Below are 17,349 nucleotides of genomic sequence, written 5' to 3'. Positions count from 1 at the left end.
GGGCTTTTTTATTGTATAGGAAATTATACAATGCAAAAAAATGTGGATAACTCCGATGAAAAATAAAGGAGGGGTGGACGTGAAGAATCAGGAGACAGGGAAGAAACGACCTGATAGCAACCCCCACATTGTATTCGTTTTTTCGCATACATTAGGCCAGTTTGCCCTCTTAGTGGCCTATTGTATTCAGTTTTTCGTATACATTAGGCTAAGTGGGTAAGACCAAATTAAAGTTAAGCAGCTGCTAGAAGTCAGCAATTAGGTTCTTAAGTAATCTCTATATACAGATCCTCAATTCGGGTGGATTTGTTCTGTGAAGATGGTTGCAAGACGCAGTGAAGTTCATAGATAGAACGTCAAACTCTATATAAAGAATTACCTGAATATGGAGTTAGCAGGGATCGAATGATCTGGGGGAGAGAGAAGCAATGAGGAGATTTTGTCGGGGAAAAGGGACGGTCATAGGTAGTTTGGTTCTCATAATCGTGATATTTACGGTGTTCTGCTGGCAGGGGCTAGGGAGCCTGTTCACGGCAGGAAAGTATGGGACGGTAGATGAAATGGCAGAAAGCGTCATGCTCAAAACAGCTACTCCGGGTGTAGCAGCCTTAATAAGCAATCAGGGAAAAACAGAGTTTAAGCTATACGGCTACGCAGATGCTGAACAGCAAAAGCTGATCGCTGAAGATACTCTTTTTGAGCTGGGCTCGACTACGAAAGCTTTTACAGCGCTGGCTGTTATTTTGCTGCAGCAGGAGGGACGCCTGTCGTATTCAGATCCGGTAACAGACTATCTGCCATGGTTCGGGCCTGCTTTTAAGGGGGCAAAGACGGGTATAACGATCAATCAACTGCTGGCTCATACCAGCGGAATTCCGGCCTGGAGCATCCGGTTAATTCCTGAGGGCACTACGGCGGAGATGCTCGAGAACACCATACATAAGATTTCTGACATTGAATTAGATACATACCCTGGCGCCGGATATCAGTATGCTACGGTTAATTATGATATTTTGGCGCTGATTATCGAACAGGTTACAGGTATGAGCTATCAGGATTATGTAGCACACAATATTCTAATGCCTCTAGGAATGACAGACAGTTATTTTGCAACAGGGCAGGAAGAGGAACCGGAGCAGCTCAGTAAGGGCTATCGTGTGTTTTTTGGCAAAAGCATAGCGTACGACGCCCCTAGATACTATGGTAATATAGCTGCCGGGTACCTGGTAACGAATGTTAAGGATTTGGAGCGCTGGGTTCATGCCCAACTGGATACCGGGAATATTCCGGATCATTTAAGAAAAGCAATCCGGCAATCACATGAAGCAAGCCCTGAGACAGCAGGGTTGGAGGCGGAGGGTCAATATTATTCGTATGGCTGGAGCAATGAACAGGATGAGCAGGTAATCCGCCATAGCGGGAGCAATCCCAACTATTCCTCACAGGTCATCATTAATCTGGAACAGCAGACAGCTGTGTTTGTACTCGCCAACCTTAATTCGGCGGCTCCGTCGCTGATTGCAAGTAACATATATGAAAATATAAACGGCAATGCCATGAAAGCCTATAAATACGATGATACATATAATCTAATTGACGTGGTGTTTTCGTTCTTAGTCCTGCTGGCGGTTATTAGTGTAACCCTTAAGGGGATCAGACTGGCCGGAGGGAGCAGGGGGGATATTCGAAACGAACGGTCAAGAAGCCGAAAAAGAGTAATAGCTGGGCTCTCTCTAAGTCTCAGACTGCTGCTCCTGTTGCTAATTGTGATCTGGCCTTATCTGATTCAATACAATTACTACATGATCAGCGTGTGGATGTCCTCTGCAGTCTTTATCTGGATGGGGCTTGCTGCGGTCAGCTGCGTGTTATCGGCAATATGCCAATGTATAACAATAGCCGGGCTGCTGAAGAACGCTGGTGTTAGAAGCATAACAGGTAGATAGAATAAAGGTTTAGCCAGGTTCACTAAAAGAATCATTTTCTTGTATCATCGTTACGAATGCTATTGTCCCTTTAACAAATTCGCTCTCACGGTGGAAGCTGAATTGTTCATATAGACGGATCGCCCTGAGATTAAACTTTGCAACGGTTAGCCGTTTGGGAGTGTTTCCGTACGTTTTACTAATATAGCTAAGAATAAATCCAAGGAATGAGACTCCATTTCCCTGACCGGTATATTCAGGTCTCATTCCTATTCCGATATCGATATATTGTTTCGAATAAACGTATTCATCATTGGGAACCTGCGCTGCTAAACCTAAGCAAAAGAATCCGACTAATCGCTTCCCGGTATCAAATACTCCGAAATAAGAGTCCTCAAGCATTTCGCTTACCGCTTCCGGGCTAAATTCATTGTTGTAAAAGTCATAGGGTTTATCATACTTCCAGCTTAGAATATCACTCGCCATGAGTGTGTTTATTCTGTCTATGTACAATTTCTTAACGCCTCCTTAGATGAGCTTATCTCTAACTGTTTCATCCTTCATCAGCGATAAAGGGCTTACCCCACCAGTCTGCTTAAAAACGAACACTCATTACATTTATGGTGGATTGTCTGTTACCGTATGATTCTAATAGAAAAAGCAGATAGTTAGATTTATTTCTTACTATCTGCTTTTTCTATTTCAAATACTACTAATTTTTTGAAAGTATCGACTAAGAAGTTGCAAATTACAGTTCGAGAGGCATCAAAGCGTAGTTCTTATGATCTATACGCAACTGGGGATATTTGTTATGATGATAACAAGTTTATGTTTTTAAATAGCAAGAAACCATTTCAGAGAGACAAGGAACGGTGAACAGCTGAGTATGGAAAAGTTAGAATTGCATCTAAAACGAAACCAGGAATATAGAATGTCAGTTTGGGAAATAAGTCGTTTTTTGATGAAGTTAAATTCAAGTTTTTATAAAAATTCACTATTAAATGAATTGAGAACTGCCTTCTCAGACGGAATTAGGCCTGAGGATGTTTTCATAATGGACTCATCTTTTAAGGCTGAAAACATAAACGATAAATTAGAACGAATTGAGTTGAACTCAGCAAGTGAAATGATGCAGTTAGTTTATATTGGGAAACCCATTTTTTTATACCCTTCAGCAGAAAACGTACAGTTATTTGAAATTTTTAGTATTGTCGAAAAAATTAGAAATAGAATAAATCAGTTTGGATACTCAAAACGTAATACTGATTGGATTTTAAGTGAATTGTTAAATGGGATTGATTTTGAATCTATAGATAAACATCAAGAAATAATTAAATCTGAAATACTAATGGAAATCAAGAAAAAACGTGAAAGTGATATAGATAAAGCAGATAGCATTTTAAGTGATATATTTGAAAAGTCAAAAGCAAACTTAAAAGATTATGAGAAAAATTATATTGCGATAGAAGAGGTTAAGAAATCTCTGTCTAACCATACTGAAGTTAAAAATAAAAAGTTGAAAGATTATTTTAATAAATTTGAGTATTACTTTAATAAAGTAAGTAGGCCGCTTATATATATCGTAGATAGAAAAGCAGGAACATGTAGTTTATTGGTTGAAGGGCAAGTGAACAAAAAGAAAGCGGACGAAAATTTTGTACAGCTAATTGAATATAAAAAGATAAATCCTGACTTTGTTTCAATAGGTGTAAGCTTGATAGGTGTTCCTTTAGTAACTAAATTACTGAACAATTCAAGTCAAAAACTTGTTGATGAACACATTAGAGAATCAATTGAACTGACAAAAAAGAAGCAACAAACAGAAATACTTGAACAAGAGAAACTTAAAGCGGAAATTGAACAATTAAAACTTTCAAATCAAGCTAGTCGAGATGGACGCAAAATTAACAATTCATATTTAAAACATCAATTAATGCTGCTTGAAAAAAAGCAAGAGGATAAGGTGGCAGAATTACAAAAAACTTATAAATTTGAAATCACTGATTTTAAACGAATAGACAGAACCATTTAATATTTCTTTTACGAGTAAGTAGATTCGATAAGCATGGTGTAATGATTAGGAACGTAATGATTGGCCGAGGATCATAACATCTCCTATCCTTCAATTCAATCAAACTCAATATAATTTGGAATTAATCTTTCACTACAGAGTGATGCGAAAATAATCTGATGTTGAAAAGTCAGTTTACTTAAATTCTCTTTTATTGTGAGGGGATTTAATGTCTCAGACATCAACTTACCTCTGTAACTGAAATTGACTTACTAAATAAAGCTCCCAGCAAAAAAAAAGAGTGGACCAGGTATACCCCTGATCCACTCTTTTGGTCTGCTTAAGGCTCAATTCCCCACACCAGCTGACCGCTCACGTAACCGGTGACTTTATCATGGTTAGCGAACTGGGTGCCGGAGGCCTTGAAGGAGTAATCGTCAGCCTGGTTGTAATTGGACCAGTCAGTTTTGGAGAAGCGGGTCTGGATTTCTGCGCTCTGGCCGGGATTAAGGGCTCCCGCTGCACTCGTAAAGCCGATCTCCAGCGCATAGTCCGCTCCGGCAACCGGGGTTGCCAGCTTCACAAAATTGGCGGTGACATTTGCGCTGCCGACACTGGCCCAGTCGCTCCAGAAGCTCTGCGCTTTATCCCCGTCAATGGTGTAGTAATACCGGAGCTTGACGTCGCTAAGCTGGATCGCCGAGGTTCCGTTGTTGATCACTTTGAATTTTGGCGAAATGCCGTTGCTGGAGGCAGTGGTGTTGCCATTGAAGGCCTGAATCGTCAGGTTTCCTGACGGTACGGTAACGCTGCTGTCTGTTACATTTACGGTAAGGACGGCATTATTTCCTGCGTTAAAATGAAAGGTGACCACATGCTGGCCGACCGGCAGTGTAGCTAGATACGCTTTTTTCAGAACAACCGCAGTGCTTGTTGCTGTATAATCCTGGCCGGAGACAAGCGTAGCGGTTCCTTTGGTCACACTGGTCAGCTGATGCCCGTTCAGGGTAAGAGCTGCGGAGATGTCCTGCTGCAGGGCTGCTGCTTTGTCAAAGGCTGCGGTTACCGGCGAGATTGTAGCGTCTGCTGCGCCCGGTGTTGAATCAATAATTTTTACCTTCAGGACAGGGTCTTGTCCCTGGTTGAAATCCAGCACGATCGAATGCTCGCCGACAGGCAGCTGGGCCAGGTACGCTTTTTTCAGAGTCAGCGTATTTCCGCTTAAAGTATAATCCTGAGCTGCAGTTAAGGCAGCTGTGCCTGCCCGGAGAGCGGTAAGTGTATTGCCGTTAGGATTCACAGTTATGGCTTTGTCGCTCTGATTAGGCGCATATTTGTCAAACTCGACGTTTGCCGGGGTAATGGATGCATTTGGAATCGGGTTATTTACACTCAGGTCAGGCAGCTCATCCAGGGTAATGACATAATTGCTCTGGTAGAGCGTTGTCAGGGTCGCCGGATAATTAAAGGCGCTGCTCATAAGATGCTCACCGTACCAAGGCAGGAAGTAGAGCCAGCCGGATTTCTCCTCCGTCAGGTTCTTTACGCTCGGGATGGTGTCGTTTTCCGTCATCGCTACCATTTTGGTACCGCCGGTTAAATCGACCAGCTGATAAAAAATCGAAGTAATCGCATCCTCATTAGGCACGCCGGACAAACCGTCATAGCGGTTGTAGATCGTATTGTATTTATCGTAACCGACCAGATCAACCTGGTCATTGCCCGGGTACCATGCCGGAGAAGTACTGTATACATAGCTGTTGTAGGTCCAGATCAGGTTGTGCAGTCCGTACGTTTCAGTGAGCTTGGTATAGATCTGATCCCATAGCTGCTTGTAGACCTCAGCCCCGGCCGATGCCCACCAGAACCAGGCGCCTTCCCCGTTCAGCCCGCCGTTGCCCTCTGCCTCATGGTAAGGACGGAACAGGACTGGAACGTTGTTATCCTGCAGAATCAGCAGCTGCTCCGCCAGATCATCGATAGCCGTCATCACATACTGATATTCTTTGGTACCGGGAACGACTGCATTGGCCGTATTAAAATTGGTTTCTGTCGGCTTGTAGGTGGCTTTCTTCCAGTCTACGAAATCGCCGGCCTGATAGGCGGTAAAGTCACGGGGCACATTGATATGCCAGGAGGCTGTTGCGATCCCCCCGCGGTTATTGACCCAGTCGATCATCCGGCTCGTGGTCCCGTCCTCCCAGCCATACAGCGGATTATAGTTCATAAAGTCAAAGCCGCGGATGGCCGGATATTTGCCGGTCAGATTGTGAATCCAGTCGAATTCAAGCTCGGCATTGCCGTCATTCCCGCCGCCGTAAATCTCCTGCTGGCCGGAGATGATATGATTGCCGTAGACCTCCGTTAAATAGTTCATCAGCAGCTGTGTTTCCGGAGTAGCCTGGGGATCGGAGAGGAGCGGCTGCACGTTCAGAGGATCGAGATCAGCATAATCGACAGTGAAGGTATCGAAATATGCGAAGCCCCAGCCTGCCTTGATCTGGATGGTGTTGACGCCCTGGTTCAGCTTTTGGAAGCCGAAGTCGAAATCCTTCCAGGTGGTAGTGTAGGGCAGCATATACGAGCCCTTGGTAACACCGTTAACATTCAATGACTGCTGTCTGCCGTCAGCGCTGAGCTCCTGCATATACCGGGTACTGATTGAATACATACCGGTTTCCGGGACAGTCACTGAGAAGGTTAAGGTGCCTGAGTTCTGCATCCAGACAAAGCCGCTTCCGGAGTAGCCGGGCTTGGGTGTGCCATAAATCTGAGTAACCACTTGGAGATCGGAGCTGAGCTGGGCATTCTCGCTTTCAATCGTGAACAGCGGGGCTTCTGCATGAGCGGGGGCAATCCTCACCATTCCAAGCAGCATAGTAACTACGAGCATCAATGCGCCTGCCTTTTTGACTAAATCTTTCATCGTCATCTTCCTTTCCATAATGAAATAGGATGAATAACTTGTAGTCTACTGATTCATGATGGCGCTTTCATAGAGAATATAGCATATGTAACAAAATATGTAAATATATGGAGTGCGAAAAGATAAAGATAGATTTGAACATTGAGATGCTGTTGTGCCATGGTATAATACGGCTTAGCATTGGCTTCATTATTTCACCCTTAAGGAGAATCAATGAACACAATAAATCACTTGGTGGCCAGACCCGGAACCCGGTTCGATGAATCCGATCCTGCGCAGGAAGGAAACAAAAATACCAGGTTTGCTGATCTGATTATTGACGGACATTCCCTGTACCAGAAGCTCAAACAGCATGATCTGGTTCCGGCGCTGGGCTGGGGGAGTGAGGCATATCAACGGCGCATGATCGATTATTTTTTACTGGCAGAGCCCCATGAGTATATGTTCTACAGATACCCAATATTGGTCTGTCCCTGGTGTGCGGATGAGGAGTGCGGCTATATCTCTGTTAAAATCGACAGGGAAGGCGATGTGGTCATATGGAAGGATTTTCGGCTGGGGAGTAATAATGAGCCTGTAAAGGCCGGACCTTTTTATTTTGAATGGAATAACTATAAAAGCGCTATAGAGTCTACGTTTGGTACAGCAGGAATTCAGTAAGGATATAGAGAGGAATGAGGAAGCGGGATGAAGCATCCTTTTCACTTAAAAGCGGTATGGAACGGCGGGCGTAACAGTGAGGGTCAGATTGATGCAGGCGGGCTCAAAACCGTCATTTCGATTCCGCAGGAGATGGGCGGCCCGGGAACAGGTACGAATCCTGACGAGATGCTGCTGGGGGCGGCGGCTACCTGTTATCTGATTACACTGGCGGCGATGCTTGAGCGTTCTGAGATTACACCTGAGAGTCTGACCCTGGAGTCTGAGGCCACTGTTGATGTCACGAATAATGTGTTCACTTACGAACGAATCACGCATAAGCCGACGATTGTGCTCAGAGCAGATGTGTCAGAGGCCGAGCTTAAGAAAGCAGAACGCCTGGCGCATATGGCTGAAAAGTCGTGCATGATCTCGCGGGCTGTTGCGGGAAATGTGACGATAGAGACGGTGCCTAGTATTGTTATGGCGGAGCCGGATGCGGTGTGAATGAAGCGGATCGGCCTAGCAGACTGGACACTTTGTTAAGCTGAGCAGAATTAGGTGGAAATCCGCCAGTTAATTCTCTGAGGAATCCCGCCAACAGGAAGTTAATTGGATAAACGCCACTAAATTTCACCTGAATCGCCGCTAGAGAGGGAAATGGACCGATTTAGATGACGTTTTTCCAACTAAAAGTCGTAAATCCTGAAATACATTGAAATTAACTGGCGAAAATCAAACTATATTGATCGAGATCCATAAAAAGACGCCGAAACAGAACGGACAAGTCCTGCGTTCGGCGTCTTTGTGCTGTGAGCCTCCGCTTAGCGCTTAGTGAGCGAGTAAAAATACAGGAGTAAGGAAACCAGGGATACGCCTGCAAAGCTTTTGAGTAGTGCAGAAGCGCTGGTTATTTCAAGCTCATATACGCCCAAGTATGAAAAGCTGTCAAAGCCGGAATCAAAAATAACTGAGCTTAACAATAGAACAGCCAAGATTAAAGGCAGTATAATGCCAAGCAGGGAGAAGTTTTTCAGATATTGCTCCTGCTCATCCTTAAAGATAAAAAGAACCGAGAATGCTACAATAATCAGTATTAAGATAAAAAACACCGTATCACCTCCTTGGATTGTGTGGACCGAACAAGCTGGTTACATGGGGAAGTTTATGTTTTGTTAACCAATTACAAAGACGTCTGAAACGCGGCGGATCGTTCCGCGCCAGGCGTCTTTTTGCTGCGCACATCATCAGCTCCGAGGCAGCCTGCTGCCATATCTCGCACGCAACTGCTGGAGCTTGTCGAGCTTCTTCAGGCTGCTGTCCTTGCTGAGCAGGCCGACGCCGAGGATCAGATTCTCGATGATGTAGGTGGGTCCGACCATTGAATGGAACTCCCACACCTCGCCGCGCCCGGCATACAGCACAATGTCAGCATCCTGTGAACGGGGGAAGACCAGCCTGTCGGTAATCAGGATGACCGTATAGCCCGCCTCCCGCGCATAGTCGAGGATAACCTCTGTTTCGGGCAGCAGCTGGACGAAGCCGAATACAAGCACGACATCTTTTTTGCCGGCATGCATCAGTGACTCCATCAGCTCATGGCCGCTGGGGGCCATACGTTTCAGATTCAGCCCGTAGCGGGCCATCCGGTAGGCCATCAGCTCGGCGAGACCGGCACAGGGTCCGGGACTGTAGATGTAAATTTGCCTCGCAGCGGATAGGGCGGCTACGGCGCGCTCAAGGTGGGCTTCGTTCAGATAGCGGTTTGTCTCCTGCAGGTGATGTGAGGCCACATCCAGCAGCATTTGCGGGAGGGAGCTGCCGCCGGTCCGCTGCATGGCATCGCGCATTTTTTCGGACGGGGTGGACTCGAAGCGGAAGCGCAGGCTGTTCTTGAAATCCTTGGCGTGGCGGTAGCCGGCCGCTTTCCAGAAGCGGGAGACCGAGGCAATGCTGATGCCAAGCTCGTCCGCCATTTCCTGCTCGGTCATGTAGAGGACGCGCAGCTCATTCTTTTGAATAAAATCGGCAATCACCCGCTGGTTCGGGGAAAAGGGACGGCGGTTCCAGTCCTTGTACATAGGCAGTTGTCCTCCTGGGATGATGATGCTTCTCCACTATAGCCTGCCAGTGTGATGTAAATATTTTTACAGCGTTAAAAATCATGGAAAAAAGATTACACCCTCTTAACAAACGGGAAAAGCTGTGCTGACACGCTATTTCTATACTTAAGTTAAATTCTTGAAGGGGGCCATTACGAAATGAGTACGTTAAAAACGCGCTACACGCTGACCCAATCGCAGAAAATGATGATCTTCGTGCTGTCCATGTCGCTCTACGGATTGTCCAACATGTTCACGGAGCTGATTCCAAGTATCCAGCTGGGGCCGATTGAGCTGTCGGTCGAGTATTTCGCCTTCATTCCGCTGACGCTGTGTATGCTGTTTCATCCGCTGTATGCGGCTGTGGGGGCGGCGGTCGGCGAGGTGATCTTCGGGGAGCTGATGCTGGGGCAGTTCGGCGGGCTCGGTGAGCTGGAGAAATTCATTACGTTCTCGCTCGCGATGTATATCGCCGGCCGCATGGTGTCCGATCCCAAAAACCGCAGACAGGTCGGCATCGCGGCGATCAGCGGGGTGGCGATTCACCAGTTCTGCAGCTCGGTCATCGACATTGCCAAGGTGTGGGTCGGTGTGGAGGAGCTTGAGGCGGTTCAGGGCTTAGCAGAAAGTATTGTCATTATCGAAGGAGTCGGCTTTCTGAATGATGTGCTGTTCTCAGGCATTCTGTTCGCTTTGCTGCCGACGATGTATCTGGTACCCCGCTTGTACGGTAAAATCGAACCGCTGCTCGGCATGAAGCCGCGCGAACGGAACATGCAGTATGCTTCCGGGAGTAAATCGTGGCTCTCGCCGAAGCTGCTGGGCGGCGCCATTCTGCTGGCCCTGATTGCGATGGGCGCAGAGCTGCTGTCGGAGTCAGGCTGGAGCATCGGCGAATTCGAGCTGCCCGGGGCGGAGTCGAATGAGGGGATGCTGATCTGGATCAGCATGCTGGCAGCCGCAGTGGTTGCGGCGGTAGTGCTGACGGTGATCCTGCGAAAGGCGTCGCGCAGGCGGCAGGAAGCAGGGCAGCTGGATGGATAAGCCGCTGCTGGAATTAAGCAATGTGTCCTTTACTTATCCGGGTGCTGAGCATCCGGTGCTGCTGGAGGTTTCGTTCACCCTGCAGCAGGGGGATTTCGTTGCTGTCATCGGCAGCAACGGCTCGGGCAAATCGACGCTGTGCAAATGCTTCAACGGCCTCATCCCTCATTACTATACAGGAGATTTCGAAGGGGAGCTTAAGCTGCTGGGAGAGTCTGCTGAGGGGAAGCGGGTCAGTGAGCTGTCCCGGCATATCGGTTATGTGTATCAGGACTTCGAGAACCAGCTGGTCCGGCCGACGGTGCTGGATGATGTGTGCTTTACGCCGCTGAATTACGGGCTGGCCGATTACCGCGAGCGGGGGCTGCGTGCGCTGGAGCTTACCGGCCTCAGCGGCCTGGGCCGTGAATTCATCTGGCAGCTCAGCGGCGGGCAGAAGCATCTGCTCGCCCTGGCCGGAGCTCTTGCGATGGACCCGGACATTCTGGTCATCGACGAACCGGTCGCCCAGCTTGATCCGCAGCATGCGCGTCAGATCTATGATATTCTGCGGCGGCTTAATGAGCAGCACGGCAAGACCATTGTTGTAATTGAGCATCATGCGGAGTTCATTGCGGAGTACTGCCGCTCGGTGGTGCTGATGGACGGCGGGCGGCTGCGCTGGCAGAAGCCGGTCCGTGAAGCGCTCACCTCAGTGGAGGAGCTGCTGGCCTTAGGGATCTATCCGCCCGATGTCACCCGGGCGGCCTTGCTGCTCCGGCCGGACCGGCAGGCCGCGGGGGAGTATCCGCTCAGCTGCGAGGAGGGGCGGGCATGGTTTGGGCGGCGGGCTGACGCTGTAAGTGCCGCCGACTCTGACAGTGCTGCCAATGGCCGGACTCTGGCAGCGGCTTCGGCCGCAGCTTCGCCAGGCACCGGGTCGTATGCGGCAATGGAAGCTGCAGTTAGCCGGGCTGCGGCAGAGCCAATCGTCCGGATGGAGCAGATCCGGCTCTCTTACCGGACGATCCACAAGACGCTGCAGCCGGTACTCGGGGGCATCAATCTGGAGCTGTATGCGGGGGAGCGTGTTGCGCTGATCGGCAATAACGGAGCGGGCAAATCCTCGCTGATGAAGCTGATTGCCGGCATTACTGCTCCGACCGGCGGGACTGTACAGGTTAAGGGGATTACAGTGAACGGACTGCCGCCGGAGCGGCTGTCCGGGATGGTGTCCTATGTGTTCCAGAACCCCGAGGATATGTTCATCGACGATTCGGTGCGCGGGGAGATCGCTTATTACTTGAAAGCGAGAAAGCTCGCAGATATGGACGAAAGAGTGGAAGAGCTGCTGCAGTCCTTCCGCCTGCTGGAGCTGGCGGAGCGCGATGCCCGGCTGCTCAGCGGCGGGCAGCAGCGCCGGGTGTCGCTGGCGATCGGTGCTGCCGTCCGTCCGGCAGTGATGCTGCTGGATGAACCAACCGCCAATCTGGATATTTCGACGAAGCAGGAGATGACCCGGGTGCTTGAGGCGCTGCGCGGCCATGTCGAGACGGTTGTCATCGCTACGCATGACATGGCTCTGGTGGCCGAGTGGGCTACCCGGATCATCGTGATGAGCGAAGGCCGGATCATAGCCGACGGAGACAAGGAGACTGTCTTCTCCGACGGGCAGCTGCTGCGGCGCGCCGGCTTGGCCGAGACCCAGCTCATGGAAATGAGCCGGCTGCTGAACCTTCCGCAGATCTGCAGCAGCCTGGAGGAATTCACGGCTATGGCGGAATGGAGAAAGGGGGAGCTTATATATGGTGGAAGCTGTTAAACGGGCACTCAATAAAATCTCGGTTGAGCACATCAAGCTGGAGCTGCTGGGTACCGCCTATAATAGCAGCAGCACGTTTCTGGGCAGGCTTGACCCGCGGATGCTGCTGATCTGGTATTTATTTTTTGCCATTACTCCGTGGTTCATCTATAACCGCACGATTCTGCTTGGAATGTTTGTCTTTATGGTGGTTACAACGATATTGTCCAAAGTCAGTCCTTATATTGTTTTCATTCTCTGTCTCGGTCTGGTCAGCCAGATCGGCTGGATGTTCCTGCTGTCGCTATTCTTCGGCGGAGGCGCTGAATCGCTGCTGCCGATGCTGACCCTGACGCTCAAGCTGTCGGTCATTTCGCTGGCAAGCATTACGGTTTTCTCCAGCCTTGACCCTGAGCGCCTGAGCGACGGATTATCTGCTCTCGGCGTGCCGGATGCCTTTGCCTTCAGCCTGTCGTACGGCTACCGCATTCTCCCGACACTGCTGGAGGAGTTCCACCAGATTCTGCTCTCGTTCAGGCTCCGGGGGCAGCGGCCGGAGAAGCATGGTTTTCTCTATCTGCGGACAGCCGCTTATTACCTGCGGATTCTCGTACTGGTCTTCTATCCGCTGATGCTGAACACGGCCAAACGTTCACGGACCACGGTTGAAGCGCTGGAGACAAGAGGCTATACCTATGCGGTCAATAATCCCAAGGTCAAAAAGCTGCGTCTATCTTACCTCGCCATGCAGCGCAGAGACTGGCTGTTTGTGGCTTTCACTGTTGTCTATATCGGCCTGCTGTTCCCGCTGGGAGCTGCTGTTCCTAATCTGCTATACTAAACCCGGAAATGAAGGAGTGTCATCCCTATATGAAAATAGATCTGCATACCCATGGAAAGCTGTCGAAGAAATCAGCCTTCTCGGAAGAATATTTCCGTGAAATGGTCAAGGAGGCGCTGGCGAACGGCCTGCAGGCGCTTGCGCTCACAGAGCATTTTAATACCTCGAATTTCTTCGGGATGTATGAGACGCTGGACCGGATGTACCCGTACAACGGGCATTATTACGAGGCTGACGGCCTGAGGATTTTCCCAGGCATGGAGGTCGATATTGCCGAGACCGGACACATTTTGCTGATCGGATTAAAGGAGCATATCCTGGAAGCGCGCTATGCCCTTGAGGGCCGCACCGGTGAAGACAGCTTTATCCCGTTCCGCCAGCTGCTGGAGCTTGCCGATACCCGCGGCTTATGGAAAATCGGCGCCCATCCGTTCCGCACCTCAACACCGCTGCATCATCTGGACCCGCAGCTGCTGGTCCGGCTGGACGCTTTTGACTTCAATGCCAAGGATATTTACATGCAGGGTGAGCAGCCGTACCGGGCGTTGATTGAACCATTTGCGGCGCGCATAGGCATTCCCGTCATTGCCGGCAGTGACAGCCACCAGTGTCTGCAGTACGGCAGTGTCGTGAACCGGCTGGAGCAGGACTGCTCAACCGTTGCTGAGCTTAAGTCAGCTGTACAGCAGGGAAGGTATACCATTGAAGTGTCCCCATGCCTGACCACGAAGGTCAAGGGCTCGGTCATGATGAAGAAGCTGCTCAAGCAGATGGCCGGTGAGGCTCCCTCGCGGGATGAAGCGGCGGCAGAGTATACAGCTTAACGAATGCGGAAGGAGCGGTGCTGATTTAGAAGGGATATAGAATAGAAAGCAGTTGCTCACCACCGCGTCTGTAGCTGCTGTATATCCGTATTGCTACTGTTTTATGTTTGAAAGAGCCGCCTTTGAGGACAACATTTCTGCATTTTATAATCTGACGCTCAGTCTCTTGCTGCCTTGAGCACTTTAACTGCATTTTGTACAACTAAAATTTGCGAAATCCCATATTTGCTACGTATAACTGCATTCTATACAACTAAAAAAGCCTGATTTGTCCCAAAACCAGCTTAGACGGCTCTTTAGTTGTACGGAGTGCAGTTAAACGGATAATCCCGGGAAAAAGTGGCGTTTTAGTTGTACGGAGTGCAGTTATCTATTATATAGGAGGCGGGTACCGGATGGGAGTTCCAGAATGATAGAGCGAACCTCCGGCAGATAGTTTTCACAGAATGGTCCACTGGACAACAACCGGCTGTCTGCGAAGATTAACTGTGCGGTTACTTCCTGCCCACCTACTTCAGCTTTGCCGCTACATAATTATAACTCCCACCTCTTGATTCATATATTGGATAAACTGGATACCAAGGATAGAATATATGATTACTTATTTATTGTGAACACGTTAACAATGATTTCTTGGTTCTGCTGGCAATAAAACCGTTCTCACACTCAGTGAATTCTGGAGGGATGAATGTAGCAGCTGTAAAGCGTCAATTTGCTGCAACAGAGCAGATTAGATAGAGCAGATAATATATAGTTATACAGCTAAGTCGACCACCGTAGTGTCTGTATTGTTAACGTGGTCAATATTCTGATGTATCTTACAAAAAAACGCAAAATTTACTGCACACGTTAAAAAAATCATGGAAACCCCTTTTTGAAAGCGCTATAATTATTATTAATGAGCAAAAAATAAAGGGGCAGCGCAATGAATAAAGGGAGAATGTTCTACGGGATCTTTATTCCTATTCTAATTCTCGGGGTGGGGCTGGTTGCCAGCTTTGGCAGCTATATTTATTTCAGCACGATCCGGTCGGTGGTCGGCCAGTTCTCAAGCAGCAAGCAGAGCTATGTTGAACAGGTTAAAAATAATCTGGAGCATAAAATCCAGAGCATTGAATATGCGTTCAATACGTTCAGCACGACGAGCTCTTTTCAGGACCTGGTGACGAACCCGATTACGGTCAAGGACTTTGAGGCTTACCGTAGTGTCAATTCACAGCTGAACTATATTGCCTCCATGACGGCGGAAGGTACGGAATATTCGCTGATCAGCCTGGAGCAGAACTGGCAGATTATGAATGAGCGGCTGACGAGCCTGAGTGAAGACGATGTGGAGCAGCTGCGTGAGCAGTATATTGTTAACCAGAATCAGAGCTTATTCTGGGTTAAGACGGATAAGGGCATAAGGTTCGTGAATACACTGCCTGTCTTCTCCAGCAAAAAGCAGGCTATCGCCTTATCTGATATCTCACAGCACACACTGGATTCGATCATCAAGACAGATGAGAATGCGCATGTGTATATTCTCACTAAATCCGGTGAGCTGCTGTACGATTCCGGGAAGAAAGAGACGAGCCTGACTCAGGGGCAGCTTGCGGAGCTCAGCAGCTTCATTACCGCAGGCGGGGAGAACGGCAAGACTGAGCTGGAGGCAGACGGACACCAGCCGCTCCAGCTGCTGTATTCCAAGTCCTCCTATAATAATTGGGTATACCTCACCGAGCTGGACCAGGAAGAGATCGCCGGTACGCTCAAGATGACCAAATTCGGCTTGTTCGCTTTAGGGCTGCTGAGTATTCTGCTGATTCTGGTTGTCGCATATGTTGTTTCAACGTATTTTACAAAACCGATCCAGCGGATCAAGCGCAGTCTGTCTGTGGTTCCTGCGGTGAATACCAAAAACGAGTTCGAATATATCATCCAGTCCATTGATACGATTCTGCTGGAGAAGGAATCACTGGCCAGCCTGATTGAAGCAGAGCTGCCGCAGCTTGAGACCCAGCTGATTCTCAACCTGTTCCGCAGCCGTGTTACGGCTGAAGAGCTGGAGAAGAACCTGCAGCGGTTCGGCTATGCGCCTAACGGAAGCCGGAAATACGTCACGATGCTGGTACAGCTGGACAGCCTTGGTGATCAGGGAGCTACGAATAAGGATGTGCTGCTGCTGGCCATCAACAAGATGGCAGAAGAGATTATTCCCAAGAGTCAGCGGATGCTGCCGATTATCCTGAATGATGACACCCAGGCGACTATCCTGGTTATGCCGGAGCAAACGGAGCAGGAGCTGAATAAAGAGCTGCTGGAATATGCAACCGCGCTGCTGAAGACGGTGCGGAATTATCTGAAGGTTTCGATCAGCATCGGGTTCAGCATGTCCTACAGGGATCTGCTGGAGAGCAAGGAGGCCGGCGAGATGGGGAAGCAGGCGCTGCATCAGCGGTTGAATCTCGGCAAGGAATCCATTATCTTTTATGAGGATATCTCCAGGGTTGTCTCAGGTCCGGTGCTGCTTCATTACCCGGCCGAGCTGGAATCACAGCTGTTCAACGGTATCCGGCTTGGGGATAAGGAGCAAGTAGCAGAAGCACTTTATCCGTTCCTCGCCCAGCTGATCGGCAAGAACAAAAGCACGCTTAATTTTGAAGTCATGCTGGTGAGGCTGGTGAACAATCTGATTCAGCTGGAGCAGCATCTCGGCATTCAGGTTCTGCTGACCCAGGATAACAACAAGCTGTATCACCGGGTGCTGGATATCCGCAATCCCGAGGAGATTGAACACCTGCTGGTACAGGAGGTCATCTACCCGATGACTACAGCTATGAAGGAGAAGACGAGCAAGCAGTTCCGCTGCCTGTCCGACAAGATTACCGCAATTGTCCATTCCGAGTTTGATCAGGAGCTGACGCTGGAAGGCATTGGCGAGCGCCTGCACTATAATCCGAATTATCTCAGCAGTATCTTTAAGAAGGAATACGGCACCTCGTTCAGTGAGTATCTGATGAATTATCGGCTGGAGATGGCCAAAAAATGGCTGTCGGAGACGGATATGACAATCCGCGAGATTGCCGAGCGGCTGCAGTACCATAATCCGCAGAACTTTATCCGTTCCTTCCGCAAGAAGGAGCAGGTTACACCGGGTACGTACCGCAAGCTGCAGCAGGAGGCCTAGCACTGAGATATAATCCTCAGGTTACTGCAATAATCATCACAACCTGTATAACCGGTATACGGTGCACAAAAAACGGTACCGCCCTTAA

13 protein-coding genes are annotated in these 17,349 nt (G+C 49.0%); 9 read left to right on the top strand and 4 right to left on the bottom strand.

Annotated elements, in window-relative coordinates; translation table 11 throughout:
• Positions 1-560 precede the first annotated feature (560 nt).
• Entirely contained in the window at positions 561-1,946 is a 1,386-nt protein-coding gene (locus tag BN3772_RS18395) for a serine hydrolase domain-containing protein (RefSeq protein WP_157643619.1), read from the top strand.
• 9 nt (positions 1,947-1,955) lie between these two features.
• Here the strand turns inward: BN3772_RS18395 and BN3772_RS18390 are convergent, their stop codons facing one another.
• Positions 1,956-2,438: a GNAT family N-acetyltransferase gene (locus tag BN3772_RS18390; protein WP_052380580.1), complete on the bottom strand. Its 483-nt coding sequence runs from the start codon at positions 2,436-2,438 to the stop codon at positions 1,956-1,958.
• A 373-nt stretch (positions 2,439-2,811) separates the two neighbouring features.
• Between BN3772_RS18390 and BN3772_RS18385 the strand changes: the two genes are divergently transcribed.
• Positions 2,812-3,957, top strand: a complete 1,146-nt coding sequence (locus BN3772_RS18385) for a hypothetical protein (RefSeq protein WP_157643618.1) — start codon at positions 2,812-2,814, stop codon at positions 3,955-3,957.
• Between the two features lie 319 nt (positions 3,958-4,276).
• Here BN3772_RS18385 and BN3772_RS18380 read toward each other — a convergent pair whose 3' ends face one another.
• Positions 4,277-6,862 carry a glycosyl hydrolase gene (locus tag BN3772_RS18380; protein ID WP_042201237.1) on the bottom strand — a complete coding sequence of 862 codons (2,586 nt, stop codon included), beginning with the start codon at positions 6,860-6,862 and terminating at the stop codon, positions 4,277-4,279.
• Positions 6,863-7,075: 213 nt separating this feature from the next.
• On the opposite strand from BN3772_RS18380, the gene BN3772_RS18375 reads away from it, so the two are divergent.
• The gene (locus BN3772_RS18375) at positions 7,076-7,522 is read left to right on the top strand and encodes a hypothetical protein (RefSeq protein WP_042201236.1); all 447 of its coding nucleotides are present in this window, start codon (positions 7,076-7,078) and stop codon (positions 7,520-7,522) included.
• A 27-nt stretch (positions 7,523-7,549) separates the two neighbouring features.
• The gene (locus BN3772_RS18370) at positions 7,550-8,008 is read left to right on the top strand and encodes an OsmC family protein (RefSeq protein ID WP_042201235.1); all 459 of its coding nucleotides are present in this window, start codon (positions 7,550-7,552) and stop codon (positions 8,006-8,008) included.
• Positions 8,009-8,325: 317 nt separating this feature from the next.
• Here BN3772_RS18370 and BN3772_RS18365 read toward each other — a convergent pair whose 3' ends face one another.
• Together BN3772_RS18365 and BN3772_RS18360 are read right to left on the bottom strand one after the other, a co-directional pair.
• Positions 8,326-8,613 (bottom strand): hypothetical protein, encoded by a 288-nt coding sequence (locus BN3772_RS18365; RefSeq protein WP_042201234.1) that lies wholly within the window; start codon positions 8,611-8,613, stop codon positions 8,326-8,328.
• Positions 8,614-8,748: 135 nt separating this feature from the next.
• Positions 8,749-9,582 carry a MurR/RpiR family transcriptional regulator gene (locus BN3772_RS18360; RefSeq protein WP_042201233.1) on the bottom strand — a complete coding sequence of 278 codons (834 nt, stop codon included), beginning with the start codon at positions 9,580-9,582 and terminating at the stop codon, positions 8,749-8,751.
• Positions 9,583-9,762: 180 nt separating this feature from the next.
• Here BN3772_RS18360 and BN3772_RS18355 point away from each other — a divergent pair, with 180 nt between their 5' ends.
• The 5 genes from BN3772_RS18355 to BN3772_RS18335 all read left to right on the top strand — a co-directional run bounded on the left by BN3772_RS18355 (position 9,763) and on the right by BN3772_RS18335 (position 17,261).
• The gene (locus BN3772_RS18355; RefSeq protein WP_042201232.1) at positions 9,763-10,647 is read left to right on the top strand and encodes a DUF8171 family membrane protein; all 885 of its coding nucleotides are present in this window, start codon (positions 9,763-9,765) and stop codon (positions 10,645-10,647) included.
• Positions 10,640-12,448, top strand: coding sequence for an ABC transporter ATP-binding protein (locus tag BN3772_RS18350; RefSeq protein WP_042201231.1), 1,809 nt, complete (start codon positions 10,640-10,642; stop codon positions 12,446-12,448). Before BN3772_RS18355 ends, BN3772_RS18350 begins: the two co-directional genes overlap by 8 nt.
• Positions 12,432-13,268 (top strand): energy-coupling factor transporter transmembrane component T family protein, encoded by an 837-nt coding sequence (locus BN3772_RS18345; RefSeq protein ID WP_341872581.1) that lies wholly within the window; start codon positions 12,432-12,434, stop codon positions 13,266-13,268. Before BN3772_RS18350 ends, BN3772_RS18345 begins: the two co-directional genes overlap by 17 nt.
• A gap of 29 nt (positions 13,269-13,297) precedes the next feature.
• Positions 13,298-14,092, top strand: a complete 795-nt coding sequence (locus BN3772_RS18340) for a PHP domain-containing protein (protein WP_042201230.1) — start codon at positions 13,298-13,300, stop codon at positions 14,090-14,092.
• A gap of 925 nt (positions 14,093-15,017) precedes the next feature.
• Complete coding sequence (locus BN3772_RS18335; RefSeq protein WP_042201228.1) at positions 15,018-17,261, top strand: AraC family transcriptional regulator; 2,244 nt, start codon at positions 15,018-15,020, stop codon at positions 17,259-17,261.
• Positions 17,262-17,349: the final 88 nt, after the last annotated feature.

This window comes from Paenibacillus camerounensis (assembly GCF_000723885.1).
In the GTDB taxonomy this organism is placed as follows: Bacteria; Bacillota; Bacilli; order Paenibacillales; family Paenibacillaceae; genus Paenibacillus_AQ; species Paenibacillus_AQ camerounensis.
The sequence above is the reverse complement of the archived record's forward strand: the minus strand, read 5'-3'. Positions and strand labels throughout refer to the sequence as shown.

What these genes read in the sequence shown, in the direction of transcription:
- BN3772_RS18395 (WP_157643619.1), top strand. Translation starts at nt 561, where the DNA reads ATGGCAGAAAGCGTCATGCTCAAAACAGCTACTCCGGGTGTAGCAGCC.
- BN3772_RS18385 (WP_157643618.1), top strand. Translation starts at nt 2,812, where the DNA reads ATGGAAAAGTTAGAATTGCATCTAAAACGAAACCAGGAATATAGAATG.
- BN3772_RS18380 (WP_042201237.1), bottom strand. Translation starts at nt 6,862, where the DNA reads ATGAAAGATTTAGTCAAAAAGGCAGGCGCATTGATGCTCGTAGTTACT.
- BN3772_RS18375 (WP_042201236.1), top strand. Translation starts at nt 7,076, where the DNA reads ATGAACACAATAAATCACTTGGTGGCCAGACCCGGAACCCGGTTCGAT.
- BN3772_RS18370 (WP_042201235.1), top strand. Translation starts at nt 7,550, where the DNA reads ATGAAGCATCCTTTTCACTTAAAAGCGGTATGGAACGGCGGGCGTAAC.
- BN3772_RS18360 (WP_042201233.1), bottom strand. Translation starts at nt 9,582, where the DNA reads ATGTACAAGGACTGGAACCGCCGTCCCTTTTCCCCGAACCAGCGGGTG.
- BN3772_RS18355 (WP_042201232.1), top strand. Translation starts at nt 9,763, where the DNA reads ATGAGTACGTTAAAAACGCGCTACACGCTGACCCAATCGCAGAAAATG.
- BN3772_RS18350 (WP_042201231.1), top strand. Translation starts at nt 10,640, where the DNA reads ATGGATAAGCCGCTGCTGGAATTAAGCAATGTGTCCTTTACTTATCCG.
- BN3772_RS18345 (WP_341872581.1), top strand. Translation starts at nt 12,432, where the DNA reads ATGGTGGAAGCTGTTAAACGGGCACTCAATAAAATCTCGGTTGAGCAC.
- BN3772_RS18340 (WP_042201230.1), top strand. Translation starts at nt 13,298, where the DNA reads ATGAAAATAGATCTGCATACCCATGGAAAGCTGTCGAAGAAATCAGCC.
- BN3772_RS18335 (WP_042201228.1), top strand. Translation starts at nt 15,018, where the DNA reads ATGAATAAAGGGAGAATGTTCTACGGGATCTTTATTCCTATTCTAATT.